This is a genomic window from Mangrovicoccus algicola, assembly GCF_014903745.1.
In the GTDB taxonomy this organism is placed as follows: Bacteria; Pseudomonadota; Alphaproteobacteria; order Rhodobacterales; family Rhodobacteraceae; genus Mangrovicoccus; species Mangrovicoccus algicola.
In genome coordinates this window covers 26503-51086 of the sequence record NZ_JACVXA010000036.1, presented here as the reverse complement: position 1 = coordinate 51086, position 24584 = coordinate 26503, and the positions used below count along the sequence as shown (strand labels likewise).

At 68.6% G+C, this 24584-nt stretch carries 26 protein-coding genes, 1 tRNA gene and 1 pseudogene; 18 read left to right on the top strand and 10 right to left on the bottom strand.

Translation table 11 applies throughout. The features are described 5' to 3' along the window. A pseudogene (locus tag ICN82_RS12480) lies at nt 1–156 on the bottom strand (acetyl-CoA carboxylase, biotin carboxyl carrier protein); the annotation flags it as partial. Between the two features lie 296 nt (nt 157–452). Between ICN82_RS12480 and aat the strand changes: the two are divergent. Beyond that, complete coding sequence (aat, locus tag ICN82_RS12475; protein ID WP_193183252.1) at nt 453–1097, top strand: leucyl/phenylalanyl-tRNA--protein transferase; 645 nt, start codon at nt 453–455, stop codon at nt 1095–1097. Here the strand turns inward: aat and ICN82_RS12470 are convergent. The 5 genes from ICN82_RS12470 to ICN82_RS12450 all read right to left on the bottom strand — a co-directional run bounded on the left by ICN82_RS12470 (nt 1061) and on the right by ICN82_RS12450 (nt 2733). Then, nucleotides 1061–1438, bottom strand: coding sequence for a DUF2155 domain-containing protein (locus tag ICN82_RS12470; protein ID WP_193183250.1), 378 nt, complete (start codon nt 1436–1438; stop codon nt 1061–1063). The genes aat and ICN82_RS12470 overlap by 37 nt on opposite strands. Further along, nucleotides 1435–1878: an outer membrane lipid asymmetry maintenance protein MlaD gene (mlaD, locus tag ICN82_RS12465; RefSeq protein ID WP_193183249.1), complete on the bottom strand. Its 444-nt coding sequence runs from the start codon at nt 1876–1878 to the stop codon at nt 1435–1437. Before mlaD ends, ICN82_RS12470 begins: the two co-directional genes overlap by 4 nt. 10 nt (nt 1879–1888) lie before the next feature. After that, nucleotides 1889–2272, bottom strand: coding sequence for an NADH:ubiquinone oxidoreductase subunit NDUFA12 (locus ICN82_RS12460; protein ID WP_193183247.1), 384 nt, complete (start codon nt 2270–2272; stop codon nt 1889–1891). A 175-nt stretch (nt 2273–2447) separates the two neighbouring features. Then, entirely contained in the window at nt 2448–2573 is a 126-nt protein-coding gene (gene ykgO, locus ICN82_RS12455; RefSeq protein WP_010141322.1) for a type B 50S ribosomal protein L36, read from the bottom strand. Nucleotides 2574–2658: 85 nt separating this feature from the next. Beyond that, nucleotides 2659–2733 (bottom strand) — tRNA-Val (locus ICN82_RS12450). A gap of 168 nt (nt 2734–2901) precedes the next feature. Here ICN82_RS12450 and ICN82_RS12445 point away from each other — a divergent pair. Beyond that, nucleotides 2902–3762: an N-formylglutamate amidohydrolase gene (locus tag ICN82_RS12445; protein ID WP_193183245.1), complete on the top strand. Its 861-nt coding sequence runs from the start codon at nt 2902–2904 to the stop codon at nt 3760–3762. Nucleotides 3763–3829: 67 nt separating this feature from the next. On the opposite strand, the gene ICN82_RS12440 is transcribed toward ICN82_RS12445, so the two are convergent. The 3 genes from ICN82_RS12440 to ICN82_RS12430 all read right to left on the bottom strand — a co-directional run bounded on the left by ICN82_RS12440 (nt 3830) and on the right by ICN82_RS12430 (nt 6848). Then, nucleotides 3830–4120, bottom strand: coding sequence for an HU family DNA-binding protein (locus ICN82_RS12440; RefSeq protein ID WP_193183243.1), 291 nt, complete (start codon nt 4118–4120; stop codon nt 3830–3832). 225 nt (nt 4121–4345) lie between these two features. After that, nucleotides 4346–5812 carry an AMP nucleosidase gene (locus ICN82_RS12435; RefSeq protein ID WP_193183241.1) on the bottom strand — a complete coding sequence of 489 codons (1467 nt, stop codon included), beginning with the start codon at nt 5810–5812 and terminating at the stop codon, nt 4346–4348. Nucleotides 5813–5936: 124 nt separating this feature from the next. Next, nucleotides 5937–6848 carry a glycosyltransferase gene (locus ICN82_RS12430; RefSeq protein ID WP_193183239.1) on the bottom strand — a complete coding sequence of 304 codons (912 nt, stop codon included), beginning with the start codon at nt 6846–6848 and terminating at the stop codon, nt 5937–5939. A 120-nt stretch (nt 6849–6968) separates the two neighbouring features. Between ICN82_RS12430 and ICN82_RS12425 the strand changes: the two genes are divergently transcribed. The 10 genes from ICN82_RS12425 (at nt 6969) to ICN82_RS12380 (ending at nt 19322) form a co-directional block, all read left to right on the top strand. After that, nucleotides 6969–8264: a glycosyltransferase gene (locus ICN82_RS12425; RefSeq protein ID WP_193183237.1), complete on the top strand. Its 1296-nt coding sequence runs from the start codon at nt 6969–6971 to the stop codon at nt 8262–8264. Continuing rightward, a complete protein-coding gene (locus ICN82_RS12420) occupies nt 8249–9469 on the top strand; it encodes a glycosyltransferase (RefSeq protein WP_193183235.1) in 1221 nt (406 codons plus the stop codon). Before ICN82_RS12425 ends, ICN82_RS12420 begins: the two co-directional genes overlap by 16 nt. 40 nt (nt 9470–9509) lie before the next feature. Further along, nucleotides 9510–10292 (top strand): ABC transporter permease, encoded by a 783-nt coding sequence (locus ICN82_RS12415; protein ID WP_193183233.1) that lies wholly within the window; start codon nt 9510–9512, stop codon nt 10290–10292. A gap of 120 nt (nt 10293–10412) precedes the next feature. After that, nucleotides 10413–11954, top strand: coding sequence for a hypothetical protein (locus tag ICN82_RS12410; RefSeq protein ID WP_193183231.1), 1542 nt, complete (start codon nt 10413–10415; stop codon nt 11952–11954). A 13-nt stretch (nt 11955–11967) separates the two neighbouring features. After that, nucleotides 11968–12723 carry an ABC transporter ATP-binding protein gene (locus ICN82_RS12405; RefSeq protein WP_193183229.1) on the top strand — a complete coding sequence of 252 codons (756 nt, stop codon included), beginning with the start codon at nt 11968–11970 and terminating at the stop codon, nt 12721–12723. Next, the gene (locus ICN82_RS12400; protein ID WP_193183227.1) at nt 12720–13610 is read left to right on the top strand and encodes an NAD-dependent epimerase/dehydratase family protein; all 891 of its coding nucleotides are present in this window, start codon (nt 12720–12722) and stop codon (nt 13608–13610) included. The genes ICN82_RS12405 and ICN82_RS12400 overlap by 4 nt, the downstream gene beginning before the upstream one ends. Beyond that, nucleotides 13607–14233 carry a sugar transferase gene (locus tag ICN82_RS12395; RefSeq protein ID WP_193183225.1) on the top strand — a complete coding sequence of 209 codons (627 nt, stop codon included), beginning with the start codon at nt 13607–13609 and terminating at the stop codon, nt 14231–14233. Before ICN82_RS12400 ends, ICN82_RS12395 begins: the two co-directional genes overlap by 4 nt. A 299-nt stretch (nt 14234–14532) precedes the next feature. Continuing rightward, nucleotides 14533–16368, top strand: coding sequence for a polysaccharide biosynthesis protein (locus tag ICN82_RS12390; RefSeq protein WP_193183223.1), 1836 nt, complete (start codon nt 14533–14535; stop codon nt 16366–16368). Nucleotides 16369–16527: 159 nt separating this feature from the next. After that, nucleotides 16528–18645, top strand: coding sequence for a YjbH domain-containing protein (locus tag ICN82_RS12385; RefSeq protein ID WP_193183221.1), 2118 nt, complete (start codon nt 16528–16530; stop codon nt 18643–18645). Next, nucleotides 18624–19322: a YjbF family lipoprotein gene (locus ICN82_RS12380; protein ID WP_193183219.1), complete on the top strand. Its 699-nt coding sequence runs from the start codon at nt 18624–18626 to the stop codon at nt 19320–19322. The genes ICN82_RS12385 and ICN82_RS12380 overlap by 22 nt, the downstream gene beginning before the upstream one ends. Nucleotides 19323–19331: 9 nt before the next feature. On the opposite strand, the gene rlmJ is transcribed toward ICN82_RS12380, so the two are convergent. After that, nucleotides 19332–20102: a 23S rRNA (adenine(2030)-N(6))-methyltransferase RlmJ gene (gene rlmJ, locus ICN82_RS12375; RefSeq protein ID WP_193183208.1), complete on the bottom strand. Its 771-nt coding sequence runs from the start codon at nt 20100–20102 to the stop codon at nt 19332–19334. A 142-nt stretch (nt 20103–20244) separates the two neighbouring features. Here rlmJ and ICN82_RS12370 point away from each other — a divergent pair, with 142 nt between their 5' ends. The 6 genes from ICN82_RS12370 to ICN82_RS12345 all read left to right on the top strand — a co-directional run bounded on the left by ICN82_RS12370 (nt 20245) and on the right by ICN82_RS12345 (nt 24579). Beyond that, nucleotides 20245–21438, top strand: coding sequence for a PQQ-dependent sugar dehydrogenase (locus ICN82_RS12370; RefSeq protein WP_193183206.1), 1194 nt, complete (start codon nt 20245–20247; stop codon nt 21436–21438). Nucleotides 21439–21545: 107 nt separating this feature from the next. Beyond that, nucleotides 21546–22691 carry an alpha-hydroxy acid oxidase gene (locus ICN82_RS12365; RefSeq protein WP_193183204.1) on the top strand — a complete coding sequence of 382 codons (1146 nt, stop codon included), beginning with the start codon at nt 21546–21548 and terminating at the stop codon, nt 22689–22691. A gap of 379 nt (nt 22692–23070) precedes the next feature. Next, nucleotides 23071–23301, top strand: coding sequence for a hypothetical protein (locus ICN82_RS12360; protein ID WP_193183202.1), 231 nt, complete (start codon nt 23071–23073; stop codon nt 23299–23301). A 139-nt stretch (nt 23302–23440) separates the two neighbouring features. After that, entirely contained in the window at nt 23441–23773 is a 333-nt protein-coding gene (locus ICN82_RS12355; protein ID WP_193183200.1) for a DUF3775 domain-containing protein, read from the top strand. 91 nt (nt 23774–23864) lie between these two features. Next, the gene (locus ICN82_RS12350; protein WP_193183198.1) at nt 23865–24158 is read left to right on the top strand and encodes a hypothetical protein; all 294 of its coding nucleotides are present in this window, start codon (nt 23865–23867) and stop codon (nt 24156–24158) included. Nucleotides 24159–24327: 169 nt separating this feature from the next. After that, nucleotides 24328–24579 carry a hypothetical protein gene (locus ICN82_RS12345; RefSeq protein WP_193183196.1) on the top strand — a complete coding sequence of 84 codons (252 nt, stop codon included), beginning with the start codon at nt 24328–24330 and terminating at the stop codon, nt 24577–24579. Nucleotides 24580–24584: the final 5 nt, after the last annotated feature.

Below are 24584 nucleotides of genomic sequence, written 5' to 3'. Positions count from 1 at the left end.
GGGCGCGGCGGCCAGGGTGCGGCTGACGCGGACGGTCAGGCTGTCATCCTCGGCATATTCGCGCTTGACCTCCAGGTCGCTCAGGTCGTTCTCCCGCAACAGCTTTGCCAGAGCCTCGATAAACGCCACATCGGCGCCGTGCGGATTGTCGGTCATGCGTGCCTCGTCTCGATCCAAACCTGGGGCCAGACTTGACTGCCTGATCACCCGTCTTGGCCCGGTCATATATGGCAGGTTTCCGGCGGTGGAAAGCTTTCCTGCGCAGCTTTGCCGCAGCAGCCCGCCTCCGCGGGCCGGTTTTTCCCCCGATCCGCGGTCTGCGGCGCGTGCTGACGCGAATTTGACCGCGCCGCGCGGCCGGGCCGAGTCGCGGGCGGCCAGAAAGGCTCTGGCCTCCGGCGGGGCTTTGCGCTTGACTGGCGGGGTGCCCCGACGGGGGGCCGCCGACGATCATGGACAGCCTGCATCTGACACCCGATATCCTGCTGCGCGCCTATGCGATGGGCGTCTTCCCGATGGCCGAAAGCCGCGACGACCCCGAGATTTTCTGGGTCGATCCGCGCCGCCGCGGGATCCTGCCGCTTGCGGGGTTCCATGTCTCGCGGTCGCTGGCGCGCCGCATCCGCCGGGCGGAGTTCCAGGTCAGCTTCGACCGCGATTTCGCCGGGGTGCTGTCCGCCTGCGCGGCGCGGGAGGAAACCTGGATCAACGCGGGGATCTTCGAGCTGTACTGCGAATTGCACGCGATGGGCTTCGGCCATTCGATCGAGCTGTGGCAGGACGGGGATCTTGCGGGCGGGGTCTATGGCGTGGCGCTTGGCGGGGCGTTCTTCGGCGAAAGCATGTTCTCGCGCCGCACCGACGCGTCGAAAGTGGCGCTGGTCTACCTGGTGGACCGCCTGCGGGCCCAGGGATTCGCGCTGTTCGACACGCAGTTCGTGACGCCGCATCTGCGCAGCCTCGGGGCCCAGGAAATCCCGCGACGCGACTATCGCAGGCTGCTGTCAGAGGCGCTGGCCCGTCCGGCGCGGTTCGATCCCGACGCGCCGGTGCCCGATCCTCAGCTCGTGCTGCAGCGGATCAGCCAGACGTCATAGCGCATGTGGTCGAGCGCATTGAGCGCGGGCGAGGAGGCGACCATCCAGCCCTCGAAATTGGGCTCCTCGACGCGCTGGTCCTGGATCGTCAGATAGGCATAGGCATCGCCCGAGGGGTTGTCGGCGGGCACCCGGCATTCGGCCACCGTCACCGCCAGGTCGCGATAGATCGCGGTCGCGCCGGCGCGCACCTCGAATTCGGTCAGCTCGCCGGACAGCCGGTCGAGCCCGCGCAGCACGGCGAAGGGTTCGGTCTGAACGGCGATGCGGTCCTGCGCGGGGGCGGCCCCCGGCAGGGCCGCGGCCAGGGCCAGCGCCGCCGCGGAGAGGCTGCGGATCATTCCCCGCCGCCCACGAATTTCATCAGAAGGCTGATCAGGCTGACCGCGCCCTGGGTGTCCAGCACCTCGTCCCCGGCCTCGTAATTATAGGCCGAGCCGCCGGGCAGGATCTCGACGAAATTGCCGCCCAGCAGGCCCTCGGAGGAAATCACGATGGCGCTGTCATCGGGCAGCTCGATGCCGTTCTCGATCTGCACGGTGGCCTCGGCGCGGAAGGTTTCGGCGTTCAGGTCCATGCCGGTGACGGCGCCGACCTTCACGCCGGCCATGCGGACATCAGTGCCGACGCCGATTCCCTCGGCCGAGCGGAAGGAGGCGGTCAGCGGATAGCCCGACCCGCCGCCCATGCCCCCGGCCGTGCCGAGCGCATAGAAGAGGAAGGCCGCGGCAACGGCCAGGACGGCGCCGCCCACGGCGACTTCGGTGACATTCTCGGACATGGGTATTCCCTTATTCGGGCGACCAGGCGTCGTAGTCGCTGCGCTGTGCAGGCTGCGGCTGGCGGATGGATCCGGCGGGCGCATAGGCCATCACCGTCCCGGTGAGGTTCTCGACATGCGGCTTTTCCCAGGGCTTGCGCGCCAGGGGGCGTTCGCTGGGCGGTTCGTCCCAAGTGTGATGCAGCCAGCCATGCCAGTCGGGCGACACGCGGCTGGCCTCGGCCTCGCCATTGTAGATGACCCAGCGGCGCGTGCCGTCGGCGGTCTGGTAGAAGACATTGCCCTGATCGTCCTCGCCGACGCGGCGGCCGTGGCGGGAAGTGAAGATCTTGGTGCCGAGCGTTTGCCCGTTCCACCAGGTGACGGCCTGCTTGAGCGTGTCGACGATCGCCATGGGTGCCTCTCTGCGGTCCGCCCTGATCCGGGCCTGGGCTTCTTATAAGGGCGGGGCAGGGGCGCTCGCAAGTGTCGCGCCGGGCGCAGCCCTTCGCGAAACCGTGACGGAAAAAGGTTCCCCAAACGCAAAAGCCGCCCGATGGGCGGCTTCGACGTCTCGTTCGGGTCTGCGATCAGCCCTGGCGTGCCTTGAAGCGACGCTGGGTCTTGTTGATCACGTATACCCGGCCTTTGCGGCGCACAACGCGGCAGTCGCGATGACGCTGCTTCAGCGAGCGGAGCGAGTTCCGGACCTTCATGGCCTTTCTCCTCATTTCGCGGCGCGTCCGCGCCTGGTTGAAGCCAAAGGCCCCCGAAGCGGGGGCCCGTTTTCCGAGGAGGCAATGGTGGGCGGTACAAGGTTCGAACTTGTGACCCCTACGATGTCAACGTAGTGCTCTACCGCTGAGCTAACCGCCCGTTTGCCTGCCGCGTCCCGTCTGCGTCGCGTCCCGTCGGGCCCTGCCTTTCGTTCCGCGCCGCCGCTGTTCCGCGTCGGTGGGGGGCTTCTAATCAGAGTCGCCGGGGGGTGCAAGCCCTTTCGACACGGAAAAGAATCTGACTATAAGGAAAGCCTGAGGAGAGCCGATGCAGACGACCAATTTCGACCTGTTCCTTCCGGAAGCCCCTGTTTCGGGCGCGATTTTCGCCTCTCCCCATTCCGGGCGGCGCTATGGCGAGGCCTTTCTGGACGCCTCGGTTCTCGATTCCCACACCCTGCGCTCCTCCGAGGATGCCTTCGTCGACAAGCTGATCGCGGCGGCGCCGCGGCTGGGCGTGCCGCTTCTGGTGGCGCATACGCCACGGGCCTTCGTCGACCTGAACCGGGCGGCGGACGAGCTGGACCCCGCGCTGATTCTGGGGGTGCGGCGCCAGGCGCATAACCCGCGCGTGACCTCCGGGCTGGGGGTGATTCCCCGGGTCGTGGCCGGGGGACGGCCGATCTATCACGGGCGCATTCCGATGGAGGAGGCGCAGCGGCGTCTCGGCGAGCACTGGCATCCCTATCACCAGGCGCTGCAGGACCTGCTGGCGGCGCAGCGCGCGGCCTTCGGGCGGGCGATCCTCGTGGATTGCCATTCCATGCCGCATGAGGCGATTGAGCATCACTGCACCACGATGGACCGGCTGCCCGATGTCGTGCTGGGCGACCGGTTCGGGGCGTCGGCAGACCCCGACGTGACGGCCGCGATCGAGGCGGTGTTCGAATCCGAGGGTCTGGTGGTGGCGCGCAACTCGCCCTTTGCCGGGGCCTATATTTCCCAGCGCTACGGACGGCCGTCCTCGTCGCAGAGCGTCGTGCAGGTGGAACTGGACCGGTCGCTCTACATGGACGAGCGCACGCTGGTGCCGCATGAGGGATTCGCGCGGATCACCCGGGTGATGACGCGGCTGATCGAGACGGTCTCGGGGATCGCGCGGCCGCAGATGCCGCTGGCCGCCGAATAGGGGCCGCCGATCGGGGGGATGCCGGGGCCCCCCTCGGGGGCCGCGGCGGTCGCGCTGTCGTCTGGCCTCAGGCGGCGTTGACGACGTCCTTGAGGGCCTTCGCGATGGTGACTTTCACCTGGCGGTCGGCTTCTTTCTTGATCTGCTCGCCGGTGGCCGGGTTGCGGACCATGCGCTCGGGGCGTTCGCGGCAGAAGATCTTGCCGACGCCCGGCAGGGTGACGGCGCCGCCCTTGGCGACCTCGGCGGTGATGATCTCGACGATCGCGTCGATGGCGGTCGTCGCGGTCTTCTTGTCGGTCTCCATGGCCTCTGCCACGGCGGCCACGAGCTGGGTCTTGGTCAGCGGTTTGGTCACGGTCATGTTCCTTGTGCCTGTCTGCTTTTGGTTTGGCGCCCACCTTAGAGCCAACGGAATCAGCTACTCAATCGCCTTGCAAAGGTTTTCGTGCCGATCGGCGGATTTGCCCACAGAAATCGTGCCCGAAAGGGGCAGATGGCCTCCGTGAGGACCCGCCGCGGCCGGTTTCCGGGCGGCGGGCCGGTTCGCGCTGTTGCCTTTTGGCAACATTCGGGACCTCTCTCAGAGGAAGGCGGTCTCGTTGAAGCTGCGCAATTTGCGCGAATGGATTCGCTCCAGCGGCATGTCGCGCAGGATTTCCATGGCCCGGATGCCGATCTGCAGGTGCCGCGTGACCTGGGTGTTGTAGAATTCCGAGGCCATGCCGGGCAGCTTCAGCTCGCCATGCAGCGGCTTGTCGGAGACGCACAGAAGCGTGCCGTAGGGCACGCGGAAGCGGAACCCGTTGGCCGCGATCGTCGCCGATTCCATGTCCAGCGCCACCGCCCGGCACTGGCTCAGCCGCTTCACCGGGCCGGACTGGTCGCGCAGCTCCCAGTTACGGTTGTCGATCGTGGCGACGGTGCCGGTGCGCATGATCCGCTTCAGCTCGTAATCCTTCAGCTGCGTGACCTCCTCCACCGCCTGTTCCAGCGAGGTCTGGATCTCGGCCAGCGCGGGGATCGGCACCCAGACCGGCAGGTCGTCATCCAGCACGTGATCCTCGCGCAGATAGGCATGGGCCAGGACGAAATCGCCCAGCCTCTGGGAATTGCGCAGCCCGGCGCAATGGCCGACCATGATCCAGGCATGCGGGCGCAGCACCGCGATATGGTCGGTGGCGGTCTTCGCATTGGACGGCCCCACGCCAATATTGACCAGCGTGATCCCGGCCTGGCCCTCGCGCTTGAGGTGATAGGTCGGCATCTGGGGCATCTTGGCCAGCCGCATCAATTCGCCGTCGGGATCGGTGATCTCGGAATTGCCCGGCCCGACGAAGGACGTGTAGCCCGAGGCCGGATCGGCCAGCGCGGCGCGGGCGATGGTCTCGAACTCCTCCACGTAGAACTGGTAGTTGGTGAACAGCACGTGGTTCTGGAAATGCGCGGGATCGGTCGCCGTGTAATGCGCCAGCCGCGCCAGCGAATAGTCGATGCGCTGCGCGGTGAAGGGGGCGAAGGGGATGGAGCCGTCCTCCATCGTGACCGCATAGCCGTTGACGATGTCGTCATTGGTCGTGGCCAGGTCCGGCACGTCGAAGATGTCGCGCAGCGGGAAATCCAGCGCGCCCTCCTGCGGGACCTTCTGTCCGGCGGCGGCGAAATGGATCGGCATCGGGGTCGTCGACCAGCCGACCTGCACCGGAACGCCGTGATTGCGCAGCAGCAGGCCGATCTGCTGGGTCAGGTAGGTCTCGAACAGGTCGGGGCGGGTGATGGTGGTGGCATAGCGCCCCGGTTCCGTGACATGGCCGAAGCTCAGCCGGCTGTCGGCCGTGGCATAGCTGGTCATCACGGCGCGGATCTCCGGATAGTAGGCGCGGTAGCGCGCCGCACCGCCGCCGCCGGTGATCGCGTCGGCGAATTTTGCGGCCAGGAAATCCCGTGCCTCGTCGTAAAGGGCCCGCAGGCAGGCCACCGCCTCGGCGGCATCGGAAAAGGTGCGGTGCGCCCGGTCGGGGGGCGTCTGCAGGGGAAGGGGCTGGGTCATCGGGTCTCCTGTCGCGGCGCGGGCCGCGCCGGTCCTGGGGTCAGGCTGGCACAGGCGGCGCGGCCGAGACAAGCGCCAAGCCCGCCGCGGCGGCGACCGGATTGCCGCGGCAGGGCGCGCGGCCTCAGGACAGGCCCAGCAGGGTGCCGCCGTAAAGCGCCGCGGTCTCGGCCGGGCGCTGCCGCCACGGGGCCAGAGCTAGCAGCGCGCGGGCGCGCCCGGCGGCATTGCGCCGGTCATGGCGCAGGAAGGCGTCGAGCCGGGCGCGGTTCTGCCCGGTCAGCAGGTGGCGGTTCGCCTCGAGCGCGGCGATATTGGCCTCGAACCAGCCGCGCCATTTGCGGCCGCCGAAATCCCGCGCCCGCCGCATCACGGCCCCGGCGCTGAGATTCTCGCCCTGCACGTTGCCGCCATGCTGGCGGTACTGCATGCAGGGGACGGGATCATAGAGGATGCGCCCGCCCGCGCCCGTCACCAGCAGGTAGCACCACCAGTCGTGATAGGGCACCGCCTGCGGACCGGCTGCGCGCAGGAGCCGGTGCGCGGCAGGATTCATGACGATGGTGTTGCCCGCCACGACATTCTGCACCAGCGCGTTTCCGAAGGCGAAATGCCGGTGCCGCCGCGATGGCCCCAGCGGCCGGAGCGCCGCATCGGTCAGCAGGGTGCGCCCGCAGGCCAGGGCGGGGATGGCCGGGTCCGCCTGTGCCAGAAGCGCCATCGCCCGCTCCAGCTTGTCGGGAAACCAGACATCGTCCTGATCGCTCAGCGCCACATGGCCGGGCGCTTCGGCCGGATCGCAAAGCAGTCCCAGGAAATTCGCGGCAAAGCCGCGCCCCGGTCCCGGGACGATGCGGGGCGGGCGCCCTTCGCGGTCGCGGAAGGCGGCGGCGATGTCGCGGGTGGCGTCGCGCGATCCGTCATCGCCGATCACCAGCCGCCAGTCGCGATGGGTCTGCGCGGTGAAACTGTCCAGCTGGGCCTGCAGATGCGCCGCACCCTGATAGGTGCCGAGCAGGATGGTAAGCGGGGTCATGGGTCGTCCTTGCCGGTTGCGCCATGGTTACGGCGGAATACCGGCATGCGGCAAGGGAGGGAATTGCCCTGAAGTCGCCGGGGGTGTAGCAGTTCATCCAGGAAAAGTGCGGGGGTTTCGATGGCGTATGGTGTCCCGAATCCGCTGCCGCTGGCGTCGCGGCTGCGGAGCATCGCCCGCGAGGAAGGCACGCGGGCCGCGCTGGGGCGCGTGGCGAATTACGGTCGCATCCGGCTGGCGCAGTCCACGGTCGGCAAGGCGGTGGGCTTCGGCGCCGCCGCGCGCTCGATCTATGCGCTGGGCCCCACCTGGCAGCATCTGGCGAAAAACGGCGTGTTCTTCGGCGCTCGGCCGGTCGAGCAGCGCCATCTGGCGGTGATCGCCGAGGCCAGCCTGCCGCAATGCACGCGCTACCGGGTCGAGCAGATGGCGGGTCTGGCACGCAGCTGCGGCATGGGATTTGCCGCGGCCGACCAGCGCGACGAGGCCGAGGCGCTGACCGCGCTGCAGATGGCCAGCCATGTCATGTTCTACCGGCTGGAGCCGGGGGCGCGGACCTGGATGTATCTCTACGAGGCCCGGCGGCTGGGCCTGCCGGTGCTCTACGACCTGGACGACCCGCTGTTCTCGGTGCCCGCCATCACCGGGTCGCGCGTCAGCCTGCCCGAGATCCTGACCCGGCATTTCGCCGATGCGGCGCCGGGCATCCTGGCGGTGATGAGCGCCTGCGACGCGATCAGCGTCAGCACCCCCGCCCTGGTGGAGGCGGTGCGGTCCTTCCTGCCGCGCCCGGTCTTCCTGCGCCGCAACTATGCCGATCAGGGGATGCTGGAACCGGTGACGGGCCCCGCGCCGGTGCCGGGCGGGCCGGGGCTGACGCTGGTCCTGGCCAGCGGCTCGGACGGGCGCTCGGGCGATCTTGCCGTGGCGCGCCCGGCGATCGAGAGGTTCCTGGCCGAGGATCGCGGCCGGCGGCTCATCCTGATCGGTCACGGGCTGGATCACCATGCCGGTCTGGCCCCGGCGGTGGTGCCGCAGGTGACGCAGGTTCCGTTCCTCGATTACCCGGCCTACCTGGCGCAGCTGGCCGAGGCCGATGCGGTGCTGGTACCGCTGGCCGATGATCCCTTCAACCTGTGCAAGAGCGCGGTGCGGGTCTTCGATGCCGCCTCGGCCGGACGCCCGGTGATCGCCAGCCCGTGCGGCGACCTGCCCGCGGCGGTGCGCCATGGCGAGACCGGCTGGCTGGCGGAGGATCTCTCCGGCTGGGAGGCGGCGCTGGCCGATCTGGCCGGCCGCGCGGATCGCGGCCGCAGGCTGGGACATGCCGCGCGCGAGGCCCTGCGGCAGGACTGGGGCGACCCTGCGGCGGCGCGCGTGACGGATGCGGGTCTGACGGAATGGCTGGCAGCGTGACATCGACCCGGTTCCGCCACGTGCTCGTGGTCAATGTCCATTTCGACCCCGACAATTACGGCGGCGCGACCATCGTCGCCCGCGAGGTGGCGCGCCACCTGCGGGGCGCGGGGATGCGGGTCAGCGCGGTGGCGACCATGCAGGCGGAAGAGCTGCCCCCCTATGCGGTGGTGCGCAGCCATCGCGACGGGATCGACACGTTCCGCATCAACATGCCGCCCGGTCCGGCACCCACCGCGCGGTTCTGGGACGACCAGATGACCGCCCGCGTCACGCAGATCGCCGCGCAGGTCGGCGCGGATGTCGCGCATCTGCACTGCCTGCAGGGGCTGGGCGCGGGGCTGATCCCGGGGCTGAAGGCGCAGGGCATTCCGGTGATCCTGTCGATCCACGATTTCTGGTGGCTGTGCCAGCGCCAGTTCATGGTCCAGCCCGACGGGCGCTATTGCGGCCAGGACCCGGTGCGGCTGCGGCAATGCGCGGGCTGCGTGCCGAACCGCCCCCAGCTGGAGGAGCGCAGCAGCAAGCTGTTCGCGGCAGTGCGCCAGGCCGATCTCGTGACATTTCCCAGCGCCTATGCGCACGGGCTGTCGATGCGCTCGGGCCTGCCTGCCCGGCGCAACGTCATCCTGGAAAACGGCATCAACCATCCCGGCCCCGGGTTCTTCGACAACCAGGCCGCGCGGCGGGCCACCTCGCCGGAGCTGACCTTCGGCTTCGTCGGGGGGCCGTCGGCGGTGAAGGGATGGCCGCTGGTGCGGGCCGCCTTCCAGCGCATCGACCGGGCCGATTTCCGCGGCATCGTGGTGGATGGCTCCCTTGACGGAAGCTGGTGGCGCCCCAGCATGTTCCAGGGGATGCGCGGCGAGTGGCAGATCCACCCGCGGTTCGAACAGAGCGCCGGGCTGGACGGGTTCTATGCCTCGATCGACGTGCTGCTGTTCCTGTCGCAATGGCGCGAGACCTTCGGCCTGGTGGTGCGCGAGGCGATCAGCCGCGGCGTGCGGGTGATCCAGACCGAGGGGGGCGGCGCGACGGAGCATCGCGCAGTGTCGCGCAGGCTGCCGATCGGGGCCAGCCCCGAGGAACTGTCCGAGGCGCTGGGGCAGGAGTTGCGTAATCGCGACGCACATCCCGCGCCGGTGCCTTGCCGAAGCTTCGCGGAACAGGCAGAGGAACTGCTGTTGCTGATGGAGACGCTGTGATGGCGCGAGACATTTGCGAGCGGACGGAAAGGAGGTTGCCATGGGGCTGCTGAATGCCTTTGCCAGGACCCCGCGCGTCGTCGGCGCGCTGATGCTGCGCGAAATGGCCACGACCTACGGAAAGTCGCCGGGCGGCTATATCTGGGCGGTGCTGGAGCCGCTGGGCGGGATCCTGATGATGGCGATCTGCTTTTCGCTGTTCATGCGCACCCCGCCGATCGGCGACAATTTCATGCTGTTCTACGCTTCCGGCATTCTTCCCTTTTCCATCTACATGGACCTCTCCAACAAGGTCTCCGGCTCGATTTCCTTCTCGCGCGCGCTGCTGGCCTATCCCAGCGTCACCTTCATGGATGCGATCCTGGCGCGTCTGCTGCTGAATTCGCTGATGCAGTTCCTGGTCTTCTACATCGTGCTGGGGGGGATCGTGCTGGTCTATCAGCCGGACCTGATCCCGGATGCCTCCCAGGTGGCCCTGGCCCTGGCCCTGATCCTGCTGCTGTCCTTCGGCATGGGGACGCTGAACTGCTTTCTCTTCGCCATGTATCCCCTCTACAAGCAGATCTGGTCGATCGCGACGCGGCCGCTCCTGCTGGCCTCGGGGATCTTCTTCACCTACCACTCGCTTCCGCCGATGCTTCAGTCGGTGCTGTGGTACAACCCGATCCTGCAGATCGTCGGGGTGATGCGCGACGGCATCTACTACCAGTATGACGGCGCCTATATCTCCGTGACCTATGTGCTGCTCTTCTCCATCGTCCCCATGCTGCTGGGCCTTTTTTTCCTGAGCCGGTATTATCGTGTTATCCTCTATGAGAAATAACGGGTCCTAGCCTGCGGCACCTGCCAGCGGCAGTGCCGGGGCGTGCGCGATCATGACGTATTGCGGATGCCGACCCGGATATTGCCTAATCCCCACCGCGAAGAACGAGCGTGGTCCAAAGTGAACAATTCCCGATCGACCGAAGGCGGCAGCCAGAGCGAAGCAGGGCCCGCGGGCCGCGAAGACGGCGAGCCCACGCCCGAGGTGATCGCGGGCAAGTCCGCGCCGCGCCGCGCCGCCCGGGACGGCAGGGGCGAGGACAAGGGCCGGGAGGATGACGGCAAGGGCGGCGGCGGAAACGCCCGCCCGGGGGACAGGCAGCGGCGCAGGGAAGGCGACGCGAAGGCAGAGCCCGGCAAGCCGGGCGGGAAGGGCGGAAACCGCCAGCAGCAGGGGCGCGGCCAGCGCCAGGGAAAGGGCGGCGGGGCCGGTGTCCCGGTGCCGGTGGAGGCGCATCCCGTCCCCGCGCGCAAGCCCGATGCCAAGCTGCCCGGATCGCCGAAGGCGGGCGGCGGCGGGGCAGGGCGCCAGCCGCCGCTGAGCCGCGTGCAGATGGGTCCGGTGCCGCGCGCGCGCATGCGCCACCGCCACCGCTACCTGTTCTACACCTTCCTGCTGATGGTGATCCTGCCCGCCGCGGTGGTGTTCTACTACCTGTTCGAGCACGCGCAGGACCGCTACGCCTCCAATACCGCCTTCTTCGTGCATCGCGAGGACACCACTCCCTCGGTGGAGACGGTCTTCGGTCTGTCCAGCCTCGGCGGCAGCTCGACCACGCCGGATGCGGATGTGCTCTACCAGTTCATCCAGTCCCAGCGCATGGTGGAGCTGGCGGACGAGGCGCTGGACCTGCGCGCGCTCTACAGTCCGCCCCATGATGTCGATCCGGTCTTCGCGCTGGCGCCGGACGCCTCGCTGGAGGATCTGATCGATTACTGGGGCCGGATCGTCACCATCGTCTACGAGGCCGATAGCGGCCTGATCAATGTCGAGGTAAAGGCCTTCTCGGCGGAGGATGCGCAGCGCGTCGCGCAGGAGATCCTGGCCGAGAGCGCGCAGCTGATCAACGATCTCAGCCGCATCTCCGAGGATGACGCCATCGCCGAATCCAAGCAGGACCTGGACCTGGCCGAGGAACGTCTGAAGACGGCACGGATCGCGCTGGCCGAATTCCGCGGCAGCAGCCAGTTCGTCGATCCCGCCACCGTCGTGGCCGGGCAGGAGGGTGTTATCTCGGCGCTGGAATCGCGCCTGGCCGAGGAGATGATCGCCCGCGATGCGCTGGTCGGGACGACCACCCGCGCGGACGATCCCCGGCTGGAACGCGCCGACCGGATGATCCAGGCGATCCGCGACCGCATTTCCGAAGAACGCGCCAATGTCGGCAGCGACCAGGCCCCGGCCGTGGGGCGCTACGAGGAACTGCTGGTCGATCGGCAATTCGCCGAGCAGGCCTATACCGCCGCGCTGGGGGCGCATGATGCCGCCATCGCGGAGGCCCGCCGCAAGAGCCGTTACCTGGCGGTCCATATCAAGCCGACGCTCGCCGCCAGTTCGGTCTATCCGCAGCGGATCACGCTGGGTCTGATCTGCACCGCCTTCCTGTTTGCGCTCTGGGGGCTGTGCATGCTGATCATCATGTCGATCCGCGACCGCCGCTGAGAAGGGGACCGGCATGCTCGCCCGTTTCCGCGCCAGCCCCCCGCCACCGGAGGAGCCCGTTGCGCCCGATCCCGGCCCGCCGCGCCCGGCGGGGCCGGGATCGGTGCGCTTCGTCTCCGTGTCCAAGAGCTATCGCACCGGGTTCCGGCAGCGCAAATACGTCATCCGGGACTGCAGCGTGCTGTTCCCCGCGGGCCGCAAGGTGGCGCTTCTGGGCCATAACGGCTCGGGCAAGTCGACGATGATGCGGCTGATCTCGGGGGCGCAGGACTATGATTCCGGCGAGATCATCTGCAATGGCGCCATGTCCTGGCCGATCGGCTTCGCCGGGGCCTTCCACCCCGAGATGACCGGGGCGCAGAATGCCCGTTTCGTCGCCCGGGTGCACGGGATCGACACGGATGCGATGGTCGATTTCGTCCAGGATTTCAGCGAGCTGGGGGATTACCTGGACATGCCCTTCCGGACCTATTCCTCGGGGATGCGGGCGCGCCTGGCCTTCGGCGTCTCGATGGGGGTGCCCTTCGACTGCTATCTCGTGGACGAGGTCACCTCGGTCGGGGACAAGCGGTTCCGCGAGAAATGCGCCGAGACCTTTCACACCCGGCTGAGCCGGGCCAGCGCGATCATGGCGACCCACAGCCTGACGCAGGTGAAGACCATGTGCGACATGGCGGCGGTGCTGCATGCCGGCACGCTGACCCTCTACGATTCCGTCGAGGAAGGCCTGGAGGTGCACAAGGCCAACCAGATGGAGGCCAGCCGGTGACCGCCGGGCCGGTGCTGGTCCTCGGGGCGTCGGGCCGGGTCGGACGGCTGCTGCGGGGCGCCTGGCCCGCCGCGGATCTGCCGCCCGCGCTGTTCCAGTCGCGCAGCCCCGGCGCGGGGATCGGCCTGACGGGGCCGATCGGGCCCGGGCTTCTCGCCGCGCTGCCGGGGCCGCCCGCCGCCGTGCTGGTGCTGTCCGGCGTCACCGGCGGCGACGAGGCGGCGCTTGCGGAGAACACGCGGCTGGCGCTGGCGGGGCTGGATCTTGGCGCGGCTGCGGCGGCGCCCGTGGTGCTGCTGTGCTCCACGGCGGCGGTCTATGCGCCGGGCAGCGCCGACCGTCCCTTCCGCGAAACCGACGGCATGCTGCCGCCGGGCGCCTATGGCCGGGCCAAGCGCGCGATGGAGGCGGCCGCGGCGGACTGGGCCGCAGCGCATCCGGGCGGACCCGCGGTGCTGTGCCTGCGGCTGGCCAATGTCGCGGGGGCGGACATGCTGGGCGAGGCGGTGCGCCGCGCGCGGCCGGAGGCGCCGCTGCGGCTGGACCGTCTTCCCGGAGGCGGCGCTCCGCGGCGCAGCTACCTGTCGCCGATGACCCTGGCACGGGCGGTCTGCGCCATCGCCGCGGCGCCGCCGCGGGACGGGTTCGGGGTGGTCAACCTTGCCGAACCGGGGGGCGAGACGGCCATGGACGCGCTTCTGGCGGCGCTCGCGCAGCAGGGGCACCCCGTGCCCTGGTCGTGGCGCGACGCCGCGCCGGGCGCGCTGGCCTCGCACGCGCTGGACCTGTCGCGCCAGGCGGATCTGTGGCCCGGGCTGGCGACCACCGGGGCCGGGGCGGCTGGGCTGGCCGCCGACTGGCTGCGGGCGGGCGGAGGATGCCCGTGACGCCGGGAAAGCGCGCCTTCGATCTGCTGGTGGCCCTGCTGCTGCTGCCGCTGCTGCTGCCCGTGATCGCGGCGGTCGCGGCGGCCGTGCTGATCCTGGACGGCCGACCGGTCTTCTACCTGTCCGAGCGCATGCGCAGCCCGAGCCGGGGCTTCACGCTGGTCAAGTTCCGCACCATGACGGTCGACCCGGCGCGGGGCGGCGTCACCGGCGGCGACAAGGCCGACCAGATCACCCGTTCGGGGCGCTGGCTGCGGGCGGTGCGGCTGGACGAGCTGCCCCAGATCTGGAACGTGCTGCGCGGCGATATCAGCCTGGTGGGGCCGCGCCCGCCCCTGCGGCGCTATGTGGAGGCCGCCCCGGCGCTCTATGCCGAGGTGCTGGCCTGCCGCCCCGGACTGACCGGGCTGGCGACGCTGCGCTTTCACGGGCACGAGGCGCGGATCCTCGCAAGGTGCCGCAGCGCCCCCGAGACCGAGCGCGTCTATCTGCGCCGCTGTGTGCCCCGAAAGGCACGGCTTGATCTCATCTATCGCCGGAACAGGTCGATCTGCCTGGATATAATGATCCTGGTGCAAACTTTTTGTGCAGTCCTCCCTGGCGGTCGGCCGAAATCATCCTAGCTCCTGACAGGCTCGCGGAGACCGTGCCGCATTGCAGAAACAAGGTGCCAGGGCCGGGGGATAGATGCTACTCAGATATCAGACTTCCCGCAGGCCGGAGGCGGGCAGGGCGCGAAAGCTGAAGCTGTGTCGGGACGGCGGGATGACACCTGGTGTTAAGCAATCTTGTTCCATTGATTTGACAGAAGGGTTCCGTTGTCCTGCAGCGGGAGTTGGCCCGGCGCGGGCACGAGTAACGATGGTAGGCTAGGTTGGACCGGGAAGACCAAAGCATATACGGGCTCGTCAGTGCCCTGACCATGAAGCAGAAGCGCTGGATTCTGGTCGCGCTGGACATTGCCGTCATCCCGCTGGCCCTGCTGCTGGCGAATTTCTTCCGCGCGGGCATCGCCGATCCCGCCGCGGTGGTCTGGGAGAACTGGCAGCTGTCCATCACGTTGATGGTCATCGGTGCCATGCTGTCGCTGTTCCTCGGCCTGCCGCGCATCCGCCTGAACGGGTTCGAGACGAACGGCGTCCACCTGGCCTGTCTCTATGCGGTGCTGATCGCGCTGGTCGGGGCCTCGCTGAACAGCATCGCCGCCCAGGCCCATCCCTGGTCGACCTTCGTCAATTTCGGCCTGATCGTGTTCATCGGTGTCGTGGGGTCGCGCGTGCTGCTGCGGCAGGTGCTGCTGGGCATCCTCAGCCGCAGGCATCCGCGCACGGCGGTGGTCATCTACGGGGCGGGCCGCACGGGCATCCAGCTGGCCAATGCGCTGCGCCATGACGCCTTCCTGGTGCCGGTGGGGTTCGTGGATGACAACCCGGCGCTGCGCCGGGTCTATGTCTCGGGCATGCCGGTCTGGTCGCCGATAGACCTGCCCCGCGTGATCCGCGAGAAGAGCGTGACCAAGGTCCTGCTGGCGATGCCGTCGCTCTCGGCGGTGAAGCGCTCGCGCATCCATCGCCAGCTCGACCCGCTCGGCGTGGACGTGCAGGCGCTCCCCTCCTTCGCGCAGCTCACCGGAGAGGAGCCCCTCCCGGCCAAGCTGGCCCCGGTCAGCCCCTCGGATTTCCTGCAGCGCAAGTCCTTCCAGAGCGACATGTCCCTGGCCCGCCCGACCTTCGCGGGGCGCACCGTGATGGTCACGGGGGCGGGGGGATCCATCGGGTCGGAACTGTGCCGCCAGCTTCTCGCGCTGAGGCCGAGGCGGCTGGTGATGGTGGATTCCAGTGAACTGGCGCTCTACAGCATCGACATGGAGCTGCGCGGCATCAATACCGGGGTGGAACTGGTGCCGGTGCTGGGATCGGTGACCGACGAGTCGCTCTGCCGCGCGGTGATGGTCGGCAACGGCGTGGAGATCCTCCTTCACGCGGCGGCCTACAAGCACGTGCCGCTGGTGGAGACCAACCCCCTTGCAGGTCTGCGCAACAACGTGCTGGGCACCAAGGCGCTGGCCGAGGCGGCGCGCGATGCCGGGGTGGAACGGTTCATTCTCGTCTCCTCCGACAAGGCGGTGCGCCCGGCCAATGTCATGGGCGCCTCCAAGCGGCTGTCGGAGCTGATCGTCCAGGACATGGCCACCCGGCCCGGGCCGCTCTTTTCGATGGTGCGCTTCGGCAATGTGCTGGGATCCTCGGGGTCGGTGATCCCGCTGTTCCAGGACCAGATCGCCAATGGCGGGCCGGTGACGCTGACCCATGAGGCAGTGACGCGCTACTTCATGACCATCGACGAGGCGGCGCGGCTGCTTTTGATCTCCTGCGCGCTGACCTCGGGCGGGGATGTCTTCGTGCTGGACATGGGCAAGCCGGTCGCGATCATCGACCTCGCGCGGCAGATGATCGAGGCGGCCGGCTATACCGTGCGCGACGCGGCCCATCCCGAGGGCGAGATCGAGATCGTCGTGACCGGCCTGCGTCCCGGCGAGAAGCTGCACGAGGAACTGCTGATCGGCGAGGGCCGGATGCTGACCGAGCATGCCAAGATCACCCGGGCCCGCGAATCCAGCCTGTCGGAGATCGAGGTCGCCACCTTCCTGCGGGACCTGCGCGACGCGATCGAGACCAATGACACGGAGGCCGCGCGTGCCGTGCTGTCGCGCTGGGTCGAGGGGTCGATGGGCAGCACCAGCCAGCGCCACGCCTGACCCTGCTGCGCCATGTCGCGGATGGCGTGGGAAAAATGGCACAGCCGGCTCTTCTGAGCCATGCCACGTCCTGCCGGTAGTTGAAGTGCGAAGGGGGGCAGGGGACAGTCGGCCCCAGAATAGGGTGGTTGGATCGTGACCGGCAGCACAGCGTTCAGAATGAGTACCGGAACCGGCGTATCGGTTCTGTCCCTTCTCCTGGCCGGAACGGCCGGTGCCCAGCAATTCGACGTGACGTCCTGGCCGACCACGAGCCTCTACAACGTGCCCGGCCTGGTGGAGATGCCGAGCGCCTTCGCCCGGCCCGATGGCGAGCTGTCCTTCACGGTCGCCAATTTCGCGGGAATGAGCCGCTACCAGTTCTCGGCCCAGATCAGCCCGCGCCTCTTCGGCGGGTTCCGCTATACCGAGATCGAGGATTTCGACTCCGCCGGGTTCAGCACCTATTACGACCGCAGCTTCGATCTGCGATTCACCGCGATCCGCGAAGGCGCCTTCCTGCCCGAGGTCACGCTGGGCCTGCAGGATTTCATCGGCACCGGCATCTACAGCGCCGAATACCTGGTCGCCTCCAAGCACCTGGGCAACCGGGTGGAGGTCTCCGCCGGGCTGGGCTGGGGCCGGCTGGCGGGCAATTCCGTCCTGTCGGGCTTCGGCGATCGCCCCGATCTGACGCCGGAGGAGGTGGACGAGGGCGGGGAGGCCAATCTCGACACGCTGTTCCGCGGCGAGATCGGCGGTTTTGCCGGGCTGCAATACCGGGTGACCGACAATGTCGTGCTGAAGGCCGAGTATTCCAGCGACCATTACGATCTGGAATCCGAGACGCTGGGCATCTTCGACCGCGACTCCGCCTTCAATTTCGGCGCGACCTACCAGACCGAGAACGGCACCGAATTCTCGGCATACTACCTGTATGGTTCGGAATTCGGCGTCCAGCTGACCTTCAACTTCAATCCCGACCGTCCGCCCATCGGGGGGACGCTGGACGGCGCGCCCTTCCCGATCACGCCGCGCCCCGCGCGCAGCACGGATCCGCAGGCCTATGCCACCGGCTGGAGCGCGAGCGCCGAAGGGCGCAGCCGCGTGGAGGCGCAGCTGCGCGAGACCCTTCTGCTGGAGCGGCTGGAGATGGAGGCGCTGCGGCTGGCGCCCGATCACGCGGTGCTCTACCTGCGCAATTCCGGCTACGAGGCCGAGCCGCAGGCGCTCGGCCGGGCGGCGCGGGTGATGGCGGCGACCCTGCCCGCCTCGGTCGAGGTCTTCACCATCGTGCCGATGAGCGCGGGGATGACCCTGCCGGGCTTCACCTTCCGCCGCAGCGACCTGGAGCGCAACGAGATCGCCCCCGACGGCGCGGAGCGCATGCTGGCCGCCGCGACGGTGACGGGCACGCCTGCCGCCTTTTCCCGCGGCGAGGGCATCAGCGACTTCTACCCGCGCACCGACCTGCTGCTTGCGCCCTACATGCGCACCAGCCTGTTCGACCCGGCCAACCCGTTCCGCGCCGATGTCGGGCTGCGTTTCGGGGCGGCGGCGGAACTGGCGCGCGGCGTGGTGGTCTCGGGCTCGATCACCAAGAAACTCGTGGGCAATCTCGACGAGAACGACCACGAGTCCGACAGCGTCCTGCCGCATGTCCGGTCCGATTTCCCCCTTTACGACAAGGAGGGCGATCCCGGCATCGACACGCTGCAGGGGGCCTATTACTTCCGCCCGGGCCAGGATCTGTACGGGCGCATGACGGCGGGCTATCTGGAACAGATGTTCGCGGGCGTCTCCTCGGAACTGCTCTGGGCGCCCTATGACACGCCCTTCGCCTTCGGGGCCGAGCTGAACTATGTCAGGCAGCGCGATTACGACGGCGGGCTGGACCTGCTGGATTACGATGTCGTCACCGGCCATGCCTCGGTCTATTACCGCTACGAGAACTACCTGGCGCAGGTGGATGTCGGCCGCTACCTGGCAGGGGATGACGGGGCGACCTTCAAGCTGGAGCGGGTCTACGGCAATGGCTGGAAGGTCGGCGCCTTCGCCACCTTCACCGATGTCTCCAGCGACGAATTCGGCGAAGGCTCCTTCGACAAGGGCATCACGCTGACCATTCCGCTGTCCTGGTTCACGGGCCGGTCGAATGTCAACGTGCCGGAATTCACCATGCGTCCGCTGCAGCGGGATGGCGGCGCGCGGCTGAATGTGGATGGCCGGCTCTACGATCTGGTCGATCACGGCCGGCAGGAGCGGGTCGAGGATCAGTGGGGACGGTTCTGGCGATGACGGTGATGCGGCGGCTTGGCCTGGCGACCCTTCTGGCGGGACTTCTCTCCGCCTGCACGAACGCGCCTGTCGATACCTCGATCAACAGCGTGCTGCTCAGTTCGCTGCGCACGATCGGCAGCAGCCTGACCCCGGCGGAGCCCCAGCCGCGGCCGGTGGTCTCGCGCGCGCAGGTGGAACAGGCGGATGTGCCCCTGATCCTGATCGACGTGGAGATCAGCGGCGACCAGGCGACCGCCATCCGTTTCGGCCAGAACCGCAACGCGGATACCTGGATCACGCTGAACGGCGTGACGGTGACGCTGAAGGAGGGGGCGCTGTTCTCCACCCGCGGTCTGGGACCTGACCTGCTGAGCGCCACGACCGACGGGCTGGAACAGGCCCTGCCCGCGCGCCGTGCCGCGCGCTACGGGCGCGACCTGCGCTATATCGCCGGCGATGAGAGCATCCGCCGCGAGCGGTTCTTCTGCGAGCTCGTGCCGGAAGGGGCGGAGGCGCGGGTGGTGCTGCAGATGCGGCATTCCACGACGCGGATGCGCGAAAGCTGCTATGAGCTGGAAGGCCCCCGCAATTTCACCAATCTCTACTGGGTCGGCAGCGACGGGATGGTCTGGGACAGCCGCCAATGGGTGGGCGAGACGGTGGGATATCTGCGGATCCAGCGCCTGCATCGCTGAGCCGCGGGATCACGGCGCGGCGAAGCGCGCCTCCAGCGCCCGCGCGGCCTCCTGCCAGCCCCAGGGGGCGTTGGCCACCCACAGCCCGCTTCCGGTCATTCCGTGGCCCGGCCGCGCCGGGGGGAAGCGCACATTGCTGGTCGCCGCCTCGGCGCCCATCTCGGACAGTTTCGCCGCCAGCGGCAGATGCGCCCCCGACTCCAGCAGCGGATACCACAGCATGATGACCCCGACCGGCCATTTGCGCCGGATCTTGGCCACCAGGTCGGGAATGGCGGTCCATTCGGTCTTCACCTCGTAGGAGGGGTCGATCAGGATCAGGCCGCGCCGCGGGTCGGGCGGGGTCAGCGACAGGGCCAGCTGCGGCCCGTCCGCCTCGTGGATCTCTGCCCAGCTGATCGCCCGGCGCAGCGCCGCGGCCTCCTGCGGGTGGCGTTCCGCCAGGATCAGCCGGTCGGTGTCGCGCAGATGCGTCGCCGCGATCATCGGCGATCCGGGATAGGCCGCGGCGCCGCCCAGCTCGCGCGCATCCGCCAGGGCCCGGGCATAGGGATGATCCGGCGGGAACCAGCCTTCCATCCGCCCGATCCCGGCCGCAGCCTCGCCGGTCTTGCGCGCTTCCGCCCCGGACAGGTCGTAAAGCGCCCGTCCGGCATGGGTTTCCAGATAGGTGAGCGGCTTGGGCTTGCGGCCCAGATATTCCAGCGCCACCGCCAGCAGCGCGTGCTTGTGGACATCGGCCGCGTTTCCGGCGTGATAGGCGTGCTGATAGGAAAGCATGCCTCCCCTTAGCGCGCGGCCCCGGTGCTGCCAAGCGGAACCGGCGCCGCCGTCCAACGTCATCGTGAGCCGTCTTGACCTTGCGTGATCCCGGCGCTGCGCCATGTTGCGGGATGTTCCTTCGGCAATTCGCGAGGCCCGCATGCTTTCCTCTCTCCGTCTTCCCGCCGCCCTCTCCGCCGTTCTGGGGTTCTCCGCCTGTGCCGGGGCGCAGTCCTTCAATGACGCCCCGCCCAATGCGGTCGGCCAGGAACCGGCCTTTGCCGGACAGACCCGCGCACCGGAACTGGCGGCGGAGCCGGCGCTGCGCCGGGCCGTGGTGGCCGAGGGGCTGGAGCATCCATGGGGGATGGCGGCGCTGCCCGGGGGCGGCTGGCTGGTGAGCGAGCGGCCCGGACGGCTGCGGATCATCGGGGCGGATGGTGCGGTCTCGGACCCGGTGGCGGGGCTTCCGGCAGTGGATGCGCGGCGCCAGGGCGGGTTGCTGGACGTCGCCATCCGCGAGGATTTCGCCGCCACGCGCCGGGTCTGGTGGAGCTATGCCGAACCGCGCGGCGACGGCCGCAACAGCACCAGCGTCGCCTCGGGGCGCCTGTCGGCGGATGGCACGCGGATGGAGGATGTCCGGGTGATCTTCCGCCAGGATCCGGCCTGGGAGTCGACCGCGCATTTCGGCGGGCGGCTGGTCTTCGACAGGCAGGGGATGCTTTTCGTCACGACCGGCGAACGGTCGGTCGCGGCGGCGCGCGGCCTGGCCCAGGATGTCTCGGCCCAGCTGGGCAAGGTCATCCGCATCGCGCCCGATGGCGGTCCGGCGCCGGGCAATCCGCGGATCGAGGGCGGCGCGCCGGGCGTCTGGTCCTGGGGACATCGCAACCTGCAGGCCGCGGCGATCGGGCCGGACGGGGCGCTCTGGACGGTCGAGCACGGCCCGCGCGGCGGCGACGAGCTGAACCGTCCCGAGGCGGGGAAGAACTATGGCTGGCCGGTGATCTCCTACGGGGTGAACTATAACGGCACCGCGGTCGGGCAGGGCGAGACGGCGCGCGCGGGGATGGAGCAGCCCGTCTATTACTGGGATCCGGTCATCGCCCCCTCGGGGATGGCCTTCTACGAGGGCGGCATGTTTCCCGGCTGGCAGGGCGATCTGCTGATCGGGGGGCTGCGCGGACAGGCGCTGGTGCGGCTGGTGCTGGAGGACGGGCGCGTCACGGGCGAGGCGCGCTACCTGCAGGGCATGGCGCGCATCCGGGATGTCGAGCTGGCCCCCGACGGGGCGGTGATGATCCTGACCGATGCGGAAGACGGCGCCCTGATCCGCCTGACGCCGGAATGAGCCGTCGCCCCGCGGGAATTGGCAAGAATGATTGACCAGATGCAGGAAAGGGGGATAGGGCTCGTGACCAGCGACTGGTAAGGGGGCCCGCGCCGCGGGAGGAGCACATGCGTCTGAGCGATTGCCACAATTTTCACGACTTCCGGCGGCTGGCCAGGCAGCGCCTGCCGGGGCCCATCTTCAACTATATCGACGGGGCTGCGGATGACGAAGTCACCTACCGGCGCAACAGCGAAAGCTTCGATAGCTGCGATCTGGTGCCCTCGGTCCTCGCAGGCGTGCAGGATGTCGACCTGTCGGTGACGGTGATGGGGCAGAAGCTGGCCCTGCCGATCTATTGTTCGCCCACCGCGCTGCAGCGGCTGTTCCATCACGACGGCGAACGCGCCGTGGCGGCGGCCGCCTCGAAATTCGGCACGATGTTCGGGGTCTCCTCGCTGGGCACCACCTCCATGGCCGAGCTGCGCAGGCAGTATTCCACGCCGCAATGCTACCAGTTCTATTTCCACAAGGATCGCGGGCTGAACCGGGCGATGATGCAGACGGCCAAGGAGTCGGGCATCGACGTGATGATGCTGACCGTGGACAGCATCACCGGCGGCAACCGCGAACGCGACCTGCGCACCGGCTTTTCCATCCCCTTCCGCCTGACCCCCGCGGGCATGGCGCAATTCGCGATGAAGCCGGCCTGGGGGATCAACTACCTCACCCACGAGAAGTTCAGCCTGCCGCAGCTGGACGCGCATATCGACATGGGCGGGGACAGCCTGTCGATCGGGCGCTACTTCACCGAGATGCTCGACCCCTCGATGACCTGGGACGACGTGGCGGAGATGGTGCGCGACTGGGGCGGCCAGTTCTGCCTGAAGGGCATCATGTCGGTCGCGGATGCGAAGCGCGCGGTCGAGATCGGCTGCACCGGGATCGTGCTGTCCAACCATGGGGGGCGACAGCTAGACGGCTCGCGCGCGCCCTTCGACCAGCTCAAGGAAATCGTCGACGCGGTGGGCGACCAGATCGACGTGATCATGGATTCGGGCATCCAGCGCGGCACGCATGTGCTGAAGGCGCTGAGCCTGGGCGCCAAGGCCGTGGGCGGCGGACGGTTCTACCTCTATCCGCTGGCCGCTGCCGGTCAGCCCGGCGTGGAGCGCGCGCTCGGCCAGATGCAGGCGGAGCTGATCCGCGGCATGCGGCTGATGGGGGCGCGGTCGGTGGCCGACCTGTCGCCCGAGAACTTGCGCTTCCGCTGAGCTGCGCGCGCCCGCCCTCCCGGCCCCGTGCCGCGGTTCTGCCACAGCGGCAGAACCGCGGCATTTTTCGTTTTGCGGCTGCGCGAAACCCGGCTATGGCGCTGGCATCCGTTGACCCGAGCCGAAGGAGGGCCTCCATGATCGCGACCAAGCGCATGCTGCGTGCCTATTCCGCATGGCGACAGGTTTCCGGTGTCAAGGGCATGACCCGACAGGCCTTTACCGCCTGATCCGGCCCCGCCCCTGACCTTCCCGATCAGTTTCCGGACCTTCCGGCCGGCGTGATGCGCCCGGTCAGGCGGTTGCGTGCCTGATCCTTCCCTTCTTCCCGAACCCAATGAAAGGCCCGCCGCCGTGCGATCACGGGCGGGGACATGTCATGACCATTATGAAACAGACCATTCCCGGCACCCCCATGCCGCTTTCCGTCGCCATCGATGCGCTGGTGGCCGAATACGGCTCCGGCCGCTTCGTCCTTGCCGCGCTGGTCGGCTGCCTGCGCGCGCCCGCGCTCCGGCGCAGGCTCGAGGAGATGCCCGACCACCTGCGGCGGGATATCGGCCTGCCGGTCGGCCGCGGGCCGCTCCGGCGGGGGGAGCGCAGCCGGTGATCCCGGGGGCGGGCCGGTGCGCCCGGCCCGCCCCCATCCGCGCGATCCCGCCGGAAGGTGCGGCAAAACGGATCTGCCGCCTTTCCTCCGCGCCCGACTCGGCCCATCGTCTGGAGGTGGACTGCAGAAGGAGGCGAAAATGCCCGAGATACATCCCGATATCGTGGCGCAGGTGATCCTGCTGGCGCGCGAGGCCGAGGATAGCGGGTCATCCACCGCACGTGCCGAACTCTCCGCGTTCATCGCCGGGCTGACCGAGGATGACGCGCTGGCCCTGGTCGCCATCGCATGGATCGGCCGCGAAAGCTTCGCCCCCGAGGAATGGGACGAGGCCCTGTCCACCGCGCGGGACGAGGCGCGGTCGCCGACCGAAAGCTATCTGGCGGGACTGCCGCAGCTTGCCGGATATCTGGAAGACGGGCTGGAAGCCCTGGGCATCTCGGCCGGGGAGGCCGAGGAGGACCTGATGTGATCCAGCCGGGCGGCATTGACCAAGCCGCAAGGTTTCCGTCCTAGCCTGCCCGGGCGCCCCCGCAGGCGCGGCAACCGGAGGGATCGGCAGCGTGGTGGCGCAACAGATCGACCGCATCTATGCGCTGGCCTATATCGGGCTGGCGATCGGATTTCCGCTGTTGTTCCTGCTGTACTGGCGGGCCCTGTTCTACGCGCGCGTCATCGGCAATGCCGGCGGATTCGCGGAATACAGGGCGGCGCTGCAGGCGCGGGCCGACAGCGATCCGGTGGCGCGCATGTCCCTGGGGTTCCTGAAATCCGCCAATCTGTTCTTCCTGTTCTACTGGCTTTCCGCGGTCACCGTGATCGGCAGCCACTGGATGCGCGGCTGGTGGAGCGGATGAGGCGCGCGCCCGGCATGAAACCCGCACCCGTATATGAAATATATGCGATCCCGGGCATGGATCGTCTTGACGGGTGCCGGGTGAGTCGGGCTATCGTGCCTGCGACAACCTGACAGGGCTGGATGCAGCATTCTGCCCTCTGGCAGGCGGCAGGTTCGGAGGACGGTGAATGAAGAAAGTCTGGGCCTTTCTCTGTGTCGTCGGGTTCACCGGCTTCTGGGCCTATGGCCTGGCGATTCTGGCCGCCCTGTTCGGGGAAAAGATTTTTTCACCCATGGAACTCGTTATCAGTCTTGCAGGAGCGGCGCTTGGGCTTTACGCAAGATACAGGTTGAAACGGCATACGCCCTCCATGCATGGCCGCCGCGCTGCTGCGCGGGTCAGGATGGAACGGGAGTATTTGGAGAGTGCGAGGGGCTGATGCCC